We start from the raw sequence: 15,957 nt of genomic DNA, 5'->3' as shown, positions 1-15,957 counted from the left end.
GGTGGGAAAAGGCGCGCCCTGAAAAAGCGCGCCTAAATCGTTACTTTTCTATACCCCGGTCCTTGAACGACTGATCAATCGCCTTGTCCACCTGGGCCCGCACACCTTCGATGTTAAAACTAGCGTTGCGTTGGCTGGGTGGATATTTAACGAAGGTCTCTAGGAATGCCGCAGCCTTAAGCTGGCCTTTTACAAGAAGAAAGTCGTTACGTACCAGCCAGTCATTATACTGATCGGATACTATGTCGGCGCGTTCATATGGATCCATACGAAGGTTAAACAGCTTCGGCACACGCCATGTGACCAGTGGTGTTTGCCACACGGCAAATCCTCCCGGCGCCGGCTGTTCATGGAATACGACCTTCCATTCGTCATATCTTGTCGCAACCAGGTTGCCGTCGTCATCGAAGTAAAAGAATTCACTTCGTGAACTTTTATCAGACTTTCCGGTCAGATAATCGAGCTGGTTATAGCCGTCGAGATGATTGCGGAAGGTGGTGGCGCCGCCATCTGGCCGCCAGCCTTTCAACAGTCTGTCCTTTACGTCCGGGTCTCCGGCTGCCGCCAGAAGTGTCGGAAACCAGTCCAGCCCGGAAAACATCTCGTTTGAAACCTGGTCGGGCTTGATATGTCCTGGCCAGCGGACCATTGCAGGAACGCGGAAAGCGCCTTCCCAATTGGTGTCCTTTTCGGAACGGAATGGGGTGGTGGCAGCGTCCGGCCATGACCACTGGTTGGGTCCGTTGTCGGTGGTGTAGACAACAATCGTGTTGTCTGTGATGCCAAGATCGTCAAGCTTTTTGAGAAGTTTACCGACGTCGCCATCATGCTCGACCATGCCATCGCCATATTCATTGTAAGCCACGCCGCTTTGGCCGCGCAATGAGTCACGAACATGGGTGAAGGCGTGCATACGGGTCGTGTTCATCCAAGTGAAGAAGGGCTTGCCTGCCTTCGTCTGACGGTCAATGAAATCGATTGCTGCGGCTGTGGTTTCGTCATCGATCGTTTCCATCCGTTTCTTGGTGAGCGGACCTGTATCTTCGACTTTACCGTCAGCTGAGGCCTTCACTACGCCTCGCGGAGAATATGCCTTAAGAAATTCATTGTCGTCTTTCGGCCATGTGGGCTGCTCCGGTTCCTCTTCAGCATTCAGATGATAAAGGTTTCCGAAGAACTCGTCGAAACCATGTTGGGTTGGCAGAAACTCATCCTTGTCGCCAAGATGATTTTTGCCAAACTGGCCGGTTGCGTATCCGAGCGGCTTGAGTGCCTGCGCAATAGTGATATCTGTTGCCTGAAGACCGACTGGTGCACCGGGTGCGCCGACTTTACACAGTCCCGTTCGTAGGCATACCTGGCCCGTAATGAAGGTTGAGCGTCCCGCCGTGCAGGAATTTTCGGCATAATAATCGGTGAACTTCATGCCTTCCTTGGCAATCCGGTCGATATTGGGGGTTCTGTACCCGACAAGCCCATCGCTATAGGCGCTGATGTTGGTCTGTCCGATGTCATCGCCGAAGATAACGAGTATATTCGGTTTTGCCGCAGGTTCGGCGGGAGCAGCCTGCTGTGCATAAACGGGCGTAGCGACCGTTGCAGAAGTCACTGTCATGACCAATGCCGCGGTTGCTGAAAGCAGCCTGCGGATGACGGGTTTCTTCATAACGGCCTCCTCAAAATGGATTGTATCAACATTCCGTACTCCTGTTCGCGAGGCAAATTTGGATGTCGTCGATGCTCATATCGATGGCAACTTGAAGAAGCTCGAATAATTCAGGGGCGCTCGTAAGTACGTTACAGTAAATACTCTTGGGCAGGTTCGATTACTTTTGACGCCTCTCGCTGGCAGAGATCGCGTGGCCCCGGTGATACAGGTAGCTTTACCGTAACGTACTGCCACCCGCACAAATTGGTGTCATGCTTTATATCCAAACCGTTGAGGGGAGATCCGTGGACAGTGAACCAGGATAGACCAGTCCGCTGCAACGCCAGCTCTGCATCGAGAAGCGGACTTAGCAAACTCATGTTAAAGCTTCCATCTGTCCGCTTGGAGCTGAAGCAATTCTCCGGGGAGCCGCTGATCGGTCTTTTCGAGGCTTATGACGAAGCTAGCAATATGTTGGAAAGGTTGAGACGGAATGAAGTTGAAATCAGTCCACTTTCCTTGGAATATGAGACAATATGCAAGGAGATAGAAGACGATGTCCTGGAGTATTGCTTATCACATCGCTAGTTCACGCCCCGAAATGAAACATTGTTCTTCAATTAGACGAGAATATTGACAATATTCGTCTGAGGTTTATTTTAATTCCAAACAGCTAATTTATTCTCATGTCAGGTCCGCGAGGGGTGGTATGGCACTGAATAGTGATGCGTTTGATGACCGAGAAATCTCAGATGAGGAAATTAAATCTGCGCTGGCTGACCTGGCTGCGGACAAGCGGTTCCGTGCCACGGATCGGGGCAGAGCAATACTCAACTACATCGCGGGCCTTCATTTTGCGGGCTGCGACGACGGAGTGAAAGGATATTCAATAGCGATTGATGTCCTTGGGCGGCCAGAGTGCTTCGATCCTTCTATCGATCCGATCGTCCGTATCGAAGTCAGCCGCTTGCGCGCTGCGCTCGTTCAGTATTATGAGGCTTTCGGCAGAGAAAAGTCGATAGAGATCGAGCTGCCAAAGGGCAAGTATGCACTGGTGTTCAACCGTCGTGACGATGCCGAAGAGGCAACTTCGGATTCTCTTGTGGGGCAAGCCCCGATTCCGCCACCTTCAACGCGGCCCGTAACATTAAGGCGTCGTTTTAAATATCTCGATCTGGCAGTTGCCAGTTTCGCATTGTTAAGCTCTTTAGCACTTGTTTATTTTCTGACCAATCGTTCGACGGATACAGTCAAGCCGACGATTGCAATCGATTTTAGCCCCGACAACCCTGTCTTTGATCGAGAGGCTGAAAGTGTTCGCGATTCATTGCTGATCGCGCTGGGCAATTTTCACACACTAGCACTTCGTTCCAACGATAAAGGTTCCATTGATCCTCAGATGCGACTTCCCGCCTATACGGTACGCATGCGGTATCGGGTTGAAGACCAGACCAGAAGCATCTGGTGGCAGGTCAATGACGACGTCAAGAACGTCATTGTGAGTTCAGGTGTTGAAGAAGTGCTGGGACCAGGATTGACTGCGCAGCAGGTGCGGGCGGAACTGTCGTCCGGGCTTTCACAAAAGTTGGCCGCCTCAACGGGCGTAATCAATAGTCGGATCGCTACGGATGTGAAGAGCCAGTTCTTTGGCAACGTCTGTGTTCTGAAAGCAGAAGTATCGTTGGCGAAAGGTCAGGTACAATCAGACACCCAAAATTGTCTTGAACGGACGCTGAAGTATGATCCGCGACAGACGGACGCGATGGCTGCTCTTTCCCGCGTCCTTGTCAATTCCAGCGGGTCGGTTATCGCCAAAGATGTGCTCGACCGTAGCCTGGAACTTGCTCAGGAGGCTGTCTCTATCGCACCATGGTCAGATCGAGCCGAATTTGCCCTGATGGAAGCTAATTTTCGTAAGGGCAGGATAGAAGATGCGCTGGACGCTGGAAAGCGCGCCGTAGCTCTTAATCCCAATAACCTGGAGGTAAAGGCGACTCTGGCACTTGCCTTGTTTGCTAACCAGAACTGGGATCAAGCCATTGCTTTGATTAACGAAAGTGAACAGCAGAAGCGCAATACGGCATTGAAAGCGCGTACAGTTCTCGCGCTTGACGCTGCCCGGCGTGGCAACTGGCATGATGTATTGTTGTTTGCCAATCAATTGCCGCCGCGGAACGATCTGGCAGTTGGATTTCGTTTGGCGGCGCTCGTTCAGCTGAAGCCCACTGAAGGGACAGCGGAGTTGAAGGATGTAACGCAGTCTAATCCCGGTCTGCATCAGGCTATCGGCAACGAGCTGGAAGGAATGAGCGTTCCACGTATCGTTGCCAATGTCATTATGGATCAAATCCAGATTGGGCAGACGAGGGCAGAGCTGCCCAAGCCGACGGTACAGAACTGATTATCGAGCTTGTCTAAGCCGTTGAATGATCGTCGCGTCGAGCCACTGTTTTTAAAAGTTGAAATACGACGATCTTCGTCGGTCGGGATTTACCGTAACGTACTTATTAAACATTGCGTGAAAAGCAAAAAGAAACGAGTATTGTTAAAAATTAGTGTGCGCAGATTCGTAAAGAATACAGAGCATTTTGCTCGTGGTTGAGGGGATGTCATGAGTCGAATTTCTCTGGATATGCTGGCACTAGGGGCACTTGCGGGAACGTTTCTTGTTCCGTCTGTTGCGATGAGTGCGGAAGGAGGGGCGGGTTTCTACCTGTTAGGATCGAAGGGCCCCGCAGCGGGCATAACACCTCCTCCGGGGGTCTATTTCCAGAACGATTTCTATTATTATCGTGGGGAACTTGGCGGAAATAAAAGCCTTCCGACGGGTGGTAAGTTGGCCGTCGGTGTGACGGGTATTGCAGCCATCGATATTCCGACAGTGCTGTGGGTTTTGCCGGAAACTATTGCCGGAGGGTCTCTCGGTTTGGGTGCATCGCTGCCATTTGGCTGGAAGAAGACTGAAGCCGATGTCGTTTTGAATGGTCCGCGCGTCGGCGAGGTCTCGAGGGGCGTTCGGGATACGGTCTTTACCATGGGCGATCCTATTGTTAGCGGATTTCTCGGCTGGCAGACCGGTAATTTCCATTATCAGGTCGGCACAATAGTCAATGTGCCTATTGGCGACTATCAGGATGGCGAGATTTCCAACATAGCGTTTCACCATTGGGGCGCTGACATATATGCCGCCGGAACCTGGCTGGACCCTGCTATCGGTTGGGATCTTTCTGGTGTGGTCGGGATGACCTTCAACGCGGAAAATCCTGCTACCGACTATAGAACCGGCAATGAGTTCCATCTGGAATGGGCTGCCGTAAAACATATCAATGCCAAATTCGATGCAGGCTTGGTTGGCTATTACTATCAGCAGCTTTCTGGCGATAGTGGGGATGGGGCTGCAGTTCCGTTCAAGGGCCGTGTGGCCGCCATTGGTGCAACTATGGGCTGGAACTTTGAACTGGGCGAGACGCCGCTTTCTGCTCGCGTTAAATATTTCCATGAGTTCGCAGCGGAAAACCGGGCCGAAGGCGATGCAGTTATTCTGACATTGTCAATGCCACTATCGATGAGCAAGCCGGCAACTTCGGCGGACTAGCGTTTGGATTTGGGCGTCGATCTGCAACTCCTAAGTAATCGGGAGAAGTCATTGCTGGTTGACGCCCTCAAAGGTTTTTACCAGCTGACAAAGCTGATTGCTCGGTTGGGGCACCCAGTTTGTGCTTTTACTATCGAGTCCGTGTGAAGGTGACTGATCAATACCTCAAAAGCGGGTCGACAGAGCAATAAAATGGATACTACAGAAATATTTCGAACATTGATGGTTCCTTTAATTGGTTGCTTGATATTCGTTACCAAGAAGGTTTTTGAGGAATGGTATAAGGATCGCCGGCGTTGGAGATCACCGGAGACGGGCGAACACCGGAAAATATAAGACGGAAATTACTTGAACGAGGGCATTAGAGTTCTGCCTGTGAAGAAATTGGTCCGTTGATTGGCTTGTTGAATAGCGAGAAGAATTTGGTCTCAGACAAAATGCTACGATTAGTATGTCTGAGATATCTGAGGTTTGAGGGAGAATTCCGACAATTCACTTGTCTGCATCGGACAGATTTGAGAATGCAATGTTGTAATTCTTTAGCCTGTATCTGATTGGCGTATTCGCGCTATATTTCTGGACTTCTTTTGGTACAGCTTATCTAAAATTATCGACTATGGCTGAGAATGGCTGGCACCGTAACGTTAACTTTGATGTAAATCTCAGCAGTGGATAAGAGGGCATGCACGACCGTCGCTCCTCGCTTTACCACCGCCACCGCTTTGCGCCTGAGATTATCGCTGAAGCAGTGTGGCTGTATTTCCGGTTTCCGCTGAGCTTTCGCATGGTCGAGGACATGCTGGCATACCGAGGGATCATCGTCACCCATAAGACCGTGCGCGAATGGGCTGAAAAGTTCGGACGAGACTATGCCAGTACAATCCGTCGCCGCACACCGCGCTTTGGCGACAAATGGCACCTTGATGAGGCTGTCGTGACGATCAACGGCGAACGGCACTTTCTGTGGCGCGCCGTTGATCAGGATGGCTTTGTGCTGGAAGTGCTGGTCCAGAAGCGTCGCGATACCAGGGCTGCGAGGCGTTTCATTCGGAAGTTGCTGTCAGGTCAGGGCGCAGTTCCCCGCGTCATGGTCACGGATAAACTGGGATCTTATGGTGCTGCCAATCGGGAGATCGGCCTCACGCTCTGTGATCATCGCCAGCATAAGGGCTTGAACAATCGGGCTGAGAATTCTCATCAACCCATAAGACGACGAGAACGGGTCATGAAGCGTTTCAAGTCAGTACGACACTTGCAGCGTTTCGCATCCATTCACGACCCGATCTACAACCTTCACCATTTCCCCCGTGACCGCTTCACCTCTGCCATTCACCGCGAGCTGCGCCAAACCGCCAATACTATCTGGCGCGATATCGCTGGCCTGCAATCTGCATAAAAGCAGCTTCAAAGTCCGGGATATGTCCGTAAGCAGGTTAACGTTACGGCGCCTTTCATTCGGCCTCAGCGACAATCGCGGGCATTGAAGTGGCGCATATGATCCGTAAGAAGCAGTTCGCAAATGACAACCGCTCGCCATTTGAAGTCTTTGCGGAGCTCGCAGCATAATTGCGTCTGAAGTTCAGGCCGCTTCTAACATCATGATAAATTTGCGACATAACCATTTGCATCAAGGCTGGTCACTCGAACATTTTGTCGATTACGGCTTGTTCGGCTTCCTCCCATCGACGCACGTCCTTAGTCACCTGCTCAATCTCTTTGTCACTGAGGTGGTGCGCACCGTCCTGGTCGATACGACATAGACTGAATGGCTTACCGACGGTGGGGGACGTAAGGTCAAGCGCTTCCAAAACACGCAGGACGGCCGCGCAACCGAAGCGCAGCGACCGCTCGGTCAAATTATAGTGAGACAGAAGCGAGCCGGCTTGCTGTGCCATTGCCGCACCGCTGCCGATCGCGTGGAATCCGATATCAGCGTAGTGCCCGATCATGCCAGAAGGTGTTATCTCAACGATCCACGGCTCACCTTTGCGCCACCCGGCAGCCATCACGTAGGCCGATGGCGAGCCGCCACCTTCCTCGCCCGGAACGTCCGAGATGAACGTGTCGTAGTGATGGCGCAGGATCGGGAGCACCTGTTCTTGCAACGCGCGGCCGATATCCGGGGCCTCCAGAATAGCCGCACTGTTTTCATTGAAACACCGTTTGACGTCGAACAGCACTGATCGCGCGCCACTTCCGCCCCAAGCCGCTAGCTCTCCCAAAGGGTGCAGCTTCTCGGCCGGGTATGTCATGCCTCTCCCCTTTTCGGTAATCTGAGAGTCAGAGCCAAGCACTACTCCATCTTGGCAAACGGTAGCAAGGACGACGGTCATTATTTCAAACCTCTCGAGTCGTGTGTTCCGGAATATCCGGCTGGATATACATTAGCCGCAGTTCGCTTTATGACAACAGCGCGATGCAGCCTGAAGTTGTGCTTAATACGAATAACCTATTTTTCCTTCTCGACTTTGAGTGTATAGAGAACAAGCGTGTAGTCGTATCGTTCCCACATTTTGTAGTCTAAAGGTGCTGGCAAGGCTCTAGCGCCCCGAGCGCTCGAGATGAAGGAAATATATGTGCTAATCTCAGAATTGAATTTCTGAGACAAAATTAAATCTGTGCGCAAGGCGGAGAGCTAAAGGCAGGTTACAGATCGTCTTGGCAATACGTCTAATTGCAAATTTTGGCAGAAGGCCGTCGTTAGCTACATCCAATAAGAACGTCAGTGATGCGCCTTCATGTCGGACGTTCGAGCTTCCGAAAAGTTTTCTGAAAGCAGTCATTTAGCTTTTCAAACTACTAGCGACTGGGAAGGTTGGGGAGCGGTCGGGCGGTTGTTTCCTGAGAGCTGGAATGCCCTGCTCGATCGCCGGTGCGCTTGATATGATCGGCGACCGGTGGACGTTGCTATTAATTCGAGACCTGTCCTTGGGTTTTTGTCGCTACGACGATCTGCGTTCCAGTACAGGAATTCCAGCAGCAACACTTGCGGCACGCTTGAAGCTTCTTGTCGAACATAGGATCGTTCAACGTGTGCGCTATCATGAACGTCCGCCCAGGGACGAATATCGCCTTACCCCTAAGGGCCTGGACATTTGGAAGGTTAATGTCGCGTTACGCGAATGGGGGGATCGCTGGGACGCTACCGGCCTCGGAGCGCCGCCCGTTGAAATGGTCGATCGTGAAACCGGACGCCCTCTGGTCCTGGGGCTAGTCGATGCCGAAACGGGTCTGTTCATTCCCCACGACCGCGCTGAACTCCGTTCCTACCCGGGTGCCGACGGGTAGTGTTGCAAATTTTCATGTTCACAGATCTATAAGCCGGTCATTGTGAATAAATGAGCGAGGTGGCTGCGAATGACAGTCGATTTTAAGGGAACTCATTTCCCTAAAAGTGTCATTCTGCACGCGGTCTTCTTTTACGTGCGCTACCCCGCCTCCTATCGTGACCTTCAGGAAATTCTGGCCGAACGTGCGTATGCGTCGATCATGCAACATTGAACAGATGGGTTGTTCGCTACTCGCCTCAAATCGCCCTCAGGCTCAGATGCGCAAGCTGTCAATCGGAACGGAATATTCACCCCTTTTACTTATCCAATATTAACCCCCTGATTACGGATTAGCACTTGGCCTGCCCGACGCCGGCCGGGGTTGCAAAGGGTAGGCCGAGTGCGGGTGATTAGCTCTTTCGGCTTTAGCTTTAAGAGCGGTTTTTAAAGCGCCATGAATCGTTGCCTGTCTCTACGATTTCGCAATGGTGCGTCAGGCGATCTAGAAGTGCGGTTGTCATTTTGGCATCACCAAAGACGGTGGGCCACTCGCCGAACGCCAGATTGGTCGTAACGATAATTGAGGTTCGCTCGTAGAGCTTGCTTATAAGGTGGAACAGCAACTGTCCTCCTGCCTGAGCGAATGGCAAGTAACCCAGCTCGTCGAGAATAACAAAGTCGAGACGGTTGAGATATTCCGCGGTTCTGCCTTGCTTCCCGTTGCGTGTTTCAGTTTCAAGGCGATTGACCAGATCAACTACATTGAAGAAACGGCCACGCGTGCTGTTACGGATGAGCGCACGCGCAATTGCAATGGCCAGATGGCTTTTTCCTGTTCCCCTGCCACCAACCAGAACAACATTTCTTTGATCGCTGATTACCATTGTTGCATCCATTCAGGGACGCATCGATGCTTGTCGGTAGCTGTTCCCTTGGCGTGGAGCTAGCTCGTGCAATGAAGGATGATGGTTCTCCCGACGATGCTATTGTCGTCGCTTGCGGCGGCGGCGGTTTAGCGGCAGGAACATCATTGGGGCTACGGATCAGTGGACTCGAAAATGATATCTATGTAGCTGAGCCTGAGCATTATCCTCGCCTGTATGCTGCTTTTAACGTGTCGCATCCTGTGGAGATCGTAGCTCAAGAGCAGACCATATGTGACGCTTTGAGAGTTACCGAAATAGGCTCTCTTGCTTTTAGCATTCTGCAGAAAATCGGGGTCCGTACTCTTGCAGCATCAGACGCAGGCGTCATTGAAGCGCAAGCGCTTATGGCTCGCGAAACCGGAATACAGGCGGAGCCGAGCGGAGCATTGGCATTAGCTGCGATTTCCGAGCAAGAACTTCCAAGGTCATATCGCAGACTTTGGGTGATCATATGTGGCGGCAACGTTTAAAGCCAGCAGAATAACGCGTTCCTTTTTCGTTCGATCTAAACGTACGATTTTGAACTAATATTGTGCCGCCCCCAGATCGCGTTGACCTTGTACTGCTTGCATTCGGCGTGGCTGCATTAATGGGTATCTGGATTGCTGGCAAACTCGTAGACCGCTATCTGCGAAAGGCGGTCCTCACGAGCCTGCTCGCCTTTGCTGCTACATCAATCGCATTCGGAGTATGGGTAGATTCTCCAGTGGTTCTTTTCATAGGTGTCGTGATATGGGGCGTCACTTTTGGAGGGGCCGCGACACTCCTTCAAACTGCGTTGGCTGACACCGCCGGTGACGGAGCGGACGTAGCATTGTCAATGAATGTTGTTGCTTGGAACGGAGCGATCGCAGGAGGTGGAGTGATCGGCGGCCTGCTTCTCGATACATGGGGTGCTTCGTCGCTTCCATGGGCACTGACCGTATTCCTGACTGTCGGATTTTTCACCGCATGGTCAGCCAAGTATCGCGGCTTCACACCGGGCCCTCGGCTCTCGACTGGGCAGGTCATCGGCCACTGACACAAAGGACCCACCGACCCTCGGCGCGCTATAGCGCCGTCGGCGTACTCGCCTTACAGCTGATAAACTTCTTCTTAAGAGCCAGGATTGAGATCGCCGCTTCTACCACGGGGCGGTGGTGTAATTTGGTTCAATGCGAATGCTGTATCGCTTTTTGTGAAACGCAGCGCCTGTTTCTAGGAGGGGACCAAGTCTTTGGCGAGTTCACTCAGCACGCCTCTGAGCCACCTGTGTGCGGGATCGTGGCGATATCTCACATGCCAGGCCATTTCGACCGGGAATGTTCCGAGATCGACAGGCGCTTCAATGATCTTCAGACGAGGGTCACGCTCGAGGCTGCGGCAGATCAGCCGTGGAAGCGTAGCGCAGTAGTCGGTCACAGCGACCATCTCGGGAACTGCAAGGAAATGCGTCACGGAAACGGCGACCTCACGTTTGAGGTTTTGTTGCCCGAGGGCTTGGAAAACACCAGCCTTAATGCGACCCGGCGGAAGGACGTTAACGTGCTTAAAGCTCTCATAGCGTTCTCGGGTTAGTCTATCACCAACGTCCGGATGGTCACGGCGCACAATGCAGGCAAGCCCATCGTCCATCAGATGCTGGACGACGAGGTTGTCCGGCGGATCGATGACCCGTCCCAGCACCATGGCGGTCGTCCCTGAGATGACGCCGGTCTCGGCCAGATCGTTGCCGTATGGGGTCATGCGAAGCTTGATCCCTGGAGCATGTTCCCGCAGCCTCGCTACAAGCGCCGGCATCAGGACCAATTCTACGTAACTGTTCGGCGCGATCAGGAACAACCGCTCCGCACTTGCCGGATCGAAACCCTGCTGATGGACGACAAGATTGTCGATCTGTGCCAGGGCTGCCTCGAGGGTTGGCGCGATCTCTTCGGCAAGCTGTGTTGGCCTTATTCCGTACCGTTCCCGGATAAACAGTGGATCTTTCAGCATGTCACGCAGCCGGTTGAGCGAATTCGACAGCGCGGGCTGTGTGATGCCGAGACGGCTGGCGGCACGCGTAACGCTTCGCTCTTCCATGAGGGCCAGGAACACGGGGAGAAGGTTCAGATCGTATTTCATCTAGATATAATGCCGTGTGAATATCTAAAATCCAATAAGTAAATTTCTAAAATATCTCTGCAGATGACATGATCACTTCATCGAAAGGCCAGCAGCGCTGATCGACAAGCCAGGCCGATCCGGCCGCAACCATCAAAGGATAAGACGATGAAAGTTCTCATGGTACTGACTTCGCACGACACGCTCGGCGACACCGGACGCAAGACCGGTTTCTGGCTTGAGGAGTTGGCCGCTCCCTATTACGTCTTCAAGGATGCTGGCGCCGAGATCACGCTCGCCTCGCCAAAAGGCGGCCAGCCACCGCTTGATCCGAAGAGTGACGAGCCGATGTTTCAGACGGAACTGACAGCCCGCTTCAAGGCAGACGTTGATGCGAACGCGCAGCTCGCCCATACGGTGCGCCTCGACAGCGTCGACCAGAAGGACTTCGACACGGTTTTCTATCCAGGCGGTCACGGCCCGATGTGGGATCTGGCTGAAGACACGAATTCCATCGCGTTAATCGAATCCTTCATCACTGCCGGCAAGACCATAGCTCTGGTTTGCCATGCTCCTGGTGTACTGCGCCATGTCAAGAATGCCGATGGTTCGCCGTTCGCTCAGGGACGCTACCTCACAGGTTTCACCAACACTGAAGAAGAAGGCGTTGGTCTGACCAAGGTGGTCCCTTTCCTGGTCGAGGACGTACTCATCGCCCAAGGTGCGGTGTTTTCCAAGGTGAAGGACTGGGGCGTCCACACAGTCGTGGATGGCCAACTCATCACCGGGCAGAACCCTGGGTCTTCCGGTGAGGCTGCCGAAGCACTACTCACCGCCTTGAGCCAGACGCGGATCAGGGCATCCTAATCATTCAGCATTGTGGACGGCCGCCAACAAACGGCGGTCGCCACCGAAAATGTATAGTGAAATGACCTGCCTAAAACAAACGCTTTCGGCTTCACATCACCGACAGATGATGGAAACATCAATATCCAAAGGCAACGCGTTGAATGTTCCATGCTCGACCGCAGTCATCGGCACTGACGGGTTACTGCTTTCCTTCGAGCGTCGGGACGATGCGATATCCGGATCGGTTGAACTGGCAATCAAAAAAGCCTTCACCGCGCAGATTTCCGTGCAGCAGCGGAAAACGTCCTTCCCGGACGGTGGTGATGTGAGTTCGCGGCGTCGCTTATACCGATGATCCGTCATCAGGATGCAGCATAGATTGGATCACTTCATCTACTGGAACCCATCATGGGAGGGCTGAGTGCCGATCCGGGAGAGAAGCGCGGGTCGCGAAAAGACATGAAATGCTACACGAGCAGGATAGGATAGGGACTGCGCCCTTTGTTAAGAGGCGCGCTCGGCTGGAAAGCGTCAGAAGCGGTCGTTGCGTGAAACCGCGTTTCTGCTTACCATGCGCGATGGTTCGAGCATCGAGAGGGGAGCCACGATTACCGGGATCAGATTAGCCGCCTTCGAACTCCTGCGATCTCGTGAGGAGATTATAGCTGGTCGCGATACTATGCTTCAATGGTATCTGCCTTTCGGTCAGGCGAATCTGACCAGGCATCTGATGGAGCTGCGAAATACCCATCCAACATAAAGAAGGATGGACTTCGCATGGTTTCACGCCATTCCACCATTCTGCCGAAGATGTCGAGTTGAAGATTTCAAATCTGCTTTCGGGCGAAACTGGCGTCTGGCTTCAGATGGTTTCGAAGAAGCAGCCAAACGGATTGATGAAGCCATCAAAGATCTGGAAAAGACGAAAGAGGCACTTCACAAGTCAGCTAATAATCTTCGACTCGTATATGACAAGGCTGAGGATCTGACGGTCAAGTGCCTCACGCGTGGTAATCCGACAATGGCTGCGAAATTTAACGAGCTTAAGCCCGGAACCTCTGATGCGGATTGATGCGTGAGGCAGTCCCAAAGCTTTAAACTCGACAGGCACTGACAATTTTGCTTTGATCCGGTTGGGGATTGGGGAATTGTCAGTGTCGAAAACTAAAAACTGGATCATTGGCGCTGCAGCCATTTTTATCATTGTGAAGGTGTTTGGCGACGACACGCCTAGGCCGGCGTCGCCGCCTGTTCCTGTTTCTCCTTCCAGTGAATCACAAAAGCCCGTGGCTTCACAACAACAGGAAGCGGCTTTTGGCTTTTTGCAGACAACATCCCATCGAAACTCAGATGAGCGAGCAAAGGCGACCAATCAACATCCTTTTGTTGGGACGTGGCTTTATGCGATTAGCCGTGTGAACATGCGGGTTGAGCCATCGACTTCGGCTCAGATTATTACGACAATGAGCCGGGGTGCGACTGTGAAGGTTCTGAATTACAGAAGCGGCTGGTTCAGTGTCTCCTACGCCAATCATGTGGGCTGGGTTTCAGAAAAATACTTATCTCAGAAGCAACTTGCCACCGAAACAAGAACCGCGCGTGCTCCAATGACCAATGCGCCAACGCCACCGGCGCGCGGTGTTCTCGTAAGGCGGTCCGGGCAACCTGTCCGCTCTGCTTATGTTGGGACCTGTGACTGCCCGTATGATCTGATGCGTAATGGTCGTCTGTGTGGTGGACGAAGCGCGTATAGTCGTCCTGGTGGCCGCAGTCCGATTTGTTATCATTAAAAGACAGACGTAAGTGAGGGATGGGAAGGACGAATGGCCAACACCCCACACAGCTTGCGTGAAGCACTGAAGTTTAGATTATACTGAAGTGGACGAGTTCAGCATGCATTGGTTCTATACAATCGAGAGCATAATTTCTGCCACGCTGCTGATGCTTGTCATTGCTGTTTGGGTAATGCCAAGACGATGATACTGGTATTGTTATGCATGGCTGGCGCAAGTGACGTTCGATCCGCAGGAAGCTTTGTGCCATCCAGCCTTTCGTTGATTTACCTTCCAACGAAATTAGATTTAGCAGCAAATGGATCATCTCTCACTAAGCGCATAGAAACTTTCAGAAACCCTGGAACGCGATATTGCATTTGATCTAAACTACAGCGCGCCCGTCCAGTTTGCCGATTTGACTGTCGGAGTGAAGAATTACGAAGAATTCAGGCTGATAGATAAATTCCGACAATATGCAGCATACTTCAAGGCGAGGGACTAAACTGCTGGTGGCGTGAGAAGTCTCCGAGAATCTTGACTGACACTCAAGCCTCGAACGCTCTCGATTGTTATGTGGAAATTACAAATACGAGTGATTGCGAGAAGCGCAGCAATACGAGCTTGTCTTGACGAACCGTGATGGTTCATAGATAATCTGAGTGAACCAAGGAGAGTTGCATCATGACTGCTGCGTTCACAGTTCGTGTTCAGGATGACATCGTCAGAAAACTCGATAAAATTGCTGCGCTGTCTGATAGATCACGTGCATATCTGGCTGCACAAGCCATTGAAGACTATGTGGCTCGGGAAGAGTGGCAATTGGCGGAGATTCATGCAGGGCTGGCTGAAGCTGATCGCCAAGAATTCGCCACTGCGGAAGAACTAGGCAACGTAATAGAAAAGTACGTAAAAACCGGCCGCAGCGCATGAGTGCTTCGACGTTACGCTGGACGCACCGCGCCATTCGTCGACTCGACCAGATAGGTAACTATGTCGCAAAAGACAATCCCGATGCTGCTGCTCAAATTGTAACGCGGATTGTGTTGGCCGTCGATAATATAGCAAGTTATCCTTCAATGGGACGGGTGGGGCGTATAAAAGGCACTCGCGAATATCCATTGGGAGACATTCCGTATATTATCGTATACCGGCTACAGTCCGGGGTAGTGGAAATTATTACTGTTTTCCATGGCGCTCAGAAATGGCCATTGCAGTTGGACTAATACGTAAAGAAAATGCATAGCACTGAAGCGCTGTGCAGGCCGCTAAGGATACTATTAAGGTTGTCGGCGGGAATTGATGCATAGTGACTTATTCGGTCACGGCCGATCTTAATAGATCTCGGGATGCGAGGATGTCTTGGCGCGCATAGCTTAATGCCTATCCTCATTTTCTTGACTGGTCATCAAAATAAGCAAATGCCCTGATTATTACAATCAAAACTCAAACGCTAACGAATGCAGATGACACGCAACAAAACCGTATGATCCTTGACGAACCACAATGGTTCACTAACAATCTAACCGAACCAAGGAGAATAGGTCATGACTGCTGCTTTGACAGTTCGCGTACAGGATGATTTCATCCGGAAACTCGATGAAATCGCGGCGCTGTCCGATCGATCACGTGCCTGTTTGGCCGCGCAAGACATCGAAAATTACGCAATGCGGGAAGAATGGCAATTGGCGGAATTTAAGCAGGTCTCGCTGAAGCTGATAGCCAAGACTTCGCCACAGCAGGGGATTTGGGTCGTGTCTTGGCCAAGCACCTGAGGATCGTCGTACCGCATGCCAGTTCTGACGTTATGATGGAC

Annotated in this window: 16 protein-coding genes and 4 pseudogenes; 16 read left to right on the top strand and 4 right to left on the bottom strand. The window is 52.0% G+C overall.

What is annotated here, in order from left to right; genetic code table 11:
• Nucleotides 1–40: 40 nt before the first annotated feature.
• The gene (locus QSJ70_RS25415) at nt 41–1,666 is read right to left on the bottom strand and encodes an arylsulfatase (RefSeq protein WP_285540755.1); all 1,626 of its coding nucleotides are present in this window, start codon (nt 1,664–1,666) and stop codon (nt 41–43) included.
• Nucleotides 1,667–2,357: 691 nt separating this feature from the next.
• Here QSJ70_RS25415 and QSJ70_RS25410 point away from each other — a divergent pair.
• The 5 genes and pseudogenes from QSJ70_RS25410 to QSJ70_RS25395 form a co-directional block, all read left to right on the top strand.
• Entirely contained in the window at nt 2,358–4,049 is a 1,692-nt protein-coding gene (locus QSJ70_RS25410; RefSeq protein ID WP_285540753.1) for a tetratricopeptide repeat protein, read from the top strand.
• A 210-nt stretch (nt 4,050–4,259) separates the two neighbouring features.
• Nucleotides 4,260–5,243, top strand: a complete 984-nt coding sequence (locus tag QSJ70_RS25405) for a SphA family protein (protein WP_285540751.1) — start codon at nt 4,260–4,262, stop codon at nt 5,241–5,243.
• Between the two features lie 6 nt (nt 5,244–5,249).
• Nucleotides 5,250–5,407 (top strand): annotated as a pseudogene (locus QSJ70_RS27810) (IS3 family transposase); the annotation flags it as partial.
• A 518-nt stretch (nt 5,408–5,925) separates the two neighbouring features.
• Nucleotides 5,926–6,639, top strand: a complete 714-nt coding sequence (locus QSJ70_RS25400) for an IS6 family transposase (RefSeq protein ID WP_285540749.1) — start codon at nt 5,926–5,928, stop codon at nt 6,637–6,639.
• A 44-nt stretch (nt 6,640–6,683) separates the two neighbouring features.
• Nucleotides 6,684–6,809, top strand: a pseudogene (locus QSJ70_RS25395) (IS6 family transposase); the annotation flags it as partial.
• Between the two features lie 71 nt (nt 6,810–6,880).
• Here QSJ70_RS25395 and QSJ70_RS25390 read toward each other — a convergent pair.
• Nucleotides 6,881–7,495, bottom strand: a complete 615-nt coding sequence (locus tag QSJ70_RS25390; protein WP_352231029.1) for a proteasome protein — start codon at nt 7,493–7,495, stop codon at nt 6,881–6,883.
• A gap of 601 nt (nt 7,496–8,096) precedes the next feature.
• On the opposite strand from QSJ70_RS25390, the gene QSJ70_RS25385 reads away from it, so the two are divergent.
• Nucleotides 8,097–8,531, top strand: a complete 435-nt coding sequence (locus QSJ70_RS25385) for a winged helix-turn-helix transcriptional regulator (protein ID WP_285540745.1) — start codon at nt 8,097–8,099, stop codon at nt 8,529–8,531.
• A 69-nt stretch (nt 8,532–8,600) separates the two neighbouring features.
• A pseudogene (locus QSJ70_RS25380) lies at nt 8,601–8,779 on the top strand (IS6 family transposase); the annotation flags it as partial.
• A 164-nt stretch (nt 8,780–8,943) separates the two neighbouring features.
• On the opposite strand, the pseudogene QSJ70_RS25375 reads toward QSJ70_RS25380, so the two are convergent.
• Nucleotides 8,944–9,390 (bottom strand): annotated as a pseudogene (locus QSJ70_RS25375) (ATP-binding protein); the annotation flags it as partial.
• Nucleotides 9,391–9,395: 5 nt separating this feature from the next.
• Here QSJ70_RS25375 and QSJ70_RS25370 point away from each other — a divergent pair.
• Together QSJ70_RS25370 and QSJ70_RS25365 are read left to right on the top strand one after the other, a co-directional pair.
• Complete coding sequence (locus tag QSJ70_RS25370) at nt 9,396–9,908, top strand: pyridoxal-phosphate dependent enzyme (protein ID WP_352231028.1); 513 nt, start codon at nt 9,396–9,398, stop codon at nt 9,906–9,908.
• 62 nt (nt 9,909–9,970) lie between these two features.
• Nucleotides 9,971–10,459, top strand: a complete 489-nt coding sequence (locus tag QSJ70_RS25365; protein WP_285540741.1) for an MFS transporter — start codon at nt 9,971–9,973, stop codon at nt 10,457–10,459.
• A gap of 176 nt (nt 10,460–10,635) precedes the next feature.
• On the opposite strand, the gene QSJ70_RS25360 is transcribed toward QSJ70_RS25365, so the two are convergent.
• Nucleotides 10,636–11,541, bottom strand: a complete 906-nt coding sequence (locus tag QSJ70_RS25360) for a LysR family transcriptional regulator (RefSeq protein WP_285540740.1) — start codon at nt 11,539–11,541, stop codon at nt 10,636–10,638.
• A 147-nt stretch (nt 11,542–11,688) separates the two neighbouring features.
• Between QSJ70_RS25360 and QSJ70_RS25355 the strand changes: the two genes are divergently transcribed.
• From QSJ70_RS25355 to QSJ70_RS25325, 7 genes are all read left to right on the top strand, one after another.
• Nucleotides 11,689–12,387 carry a type 1 glutamine amidotransferase domain-containing protein gene (locus QSJ70_RS25355; protein ID WP_215779853.1) on the top strand — a complete coding sequence of 233 codons (699 nt, stop codon included), beginning with the start codon at nt 11,689–11,691 and terminating at the stop codon, nt 12,385–12,387.
• 49 nt (nt 12,388–12,436) lie between these two features.
• Nucleotides 12,437–12,724 (top strand): heme-binding protein, encoded by a 288-nt coding sequence (locus QSJ70_RS27725; protein ID WP_352231027.1) that lies wholly within the window; start codon nt 12,437–12,439, stop codon nt 12,722–12,724.
• 411 nt (nt 12,725–13,135) lie between these two features.
• The gene (locus QSJ70_RS25345) at nt 13,136–13,441 is read left to right on the top strand and encodes a DUF2130 domain-containing protein (RefSeq protein WP_252349185.1); all 306 of its coding nucleotides are present in this window, start codon (nt 13,136–13,138) and stop codon (nt 13,439–13,441) included.
• 82 nt (nt 13,442–13,523) lie between these two features.
• Nucleotides 13,524–14,159 carry an SH3 domain-containing protein gene (locus QSJ70_RS25340; protein ID WP_285540733.1) on the top strand — a complete coding sequence of 212 codons (636 nt, stop codon included), beginning with the start codon at nt 13,524–13,526 and terminating at the stop codon, nt 14,157–14,159.
• A gap of 666 nt (nt 14,160–14,825) precedes the next feature.
• Entirely contained in the window at nt 14,826–15,074 is a 249-nt protein-coding gene (locus QSJ70_RS25335) for a CopG family ribbon-helix-helix protein (protein WP_215779855.1), read from the top strand.
• Nucleotides 15,071–15,367, top strand: coding sequence for a type II toxin-antitoxin system RelE/ParE family toxin (locus QSJ70_RS25330; protein WP_285540731.1), 297 nt, complete (start codon nt 15,071–15,073; stop codon nt 15,365–15,367). Before QSJ70_RS25335 ends, QSJ70_RS25330 begins: the two co-directional genes overlap by 4 nt.
• Nucleotides 15,368–15,688: 321 nt before the next feature.
• Nucleotides 15,689–15,916, top strand: coding sequence for a CopG family ribbon-helix-helix protein (locus QSJ70_RS25325; protein ID WP_285540729.1), 228 nt, complete (start codon nt 15,689–15,691; stop codon nt 15,914–15,916).
• The last annotated feature ends 41 nt before the right edge of the window (nt 15,917–15,957 follow it).

The sequence above is a fragment of the Brucella sp. NBRC 12950 genome (genome assembly GCF_030268145.1).
In the GTDB taxonomy this organism is placed as follows: domain Bacteria; phylum Pseudomonadota; class Alphaproteobacteria; order Rhizobiales; family Rhizobiaceae; genus Brucella.
The sequence above is the reverse complement of the archived record's forward strand: the minus strand, read 5'-3'. Positions and strand labels throughout refer to the sequence as shown.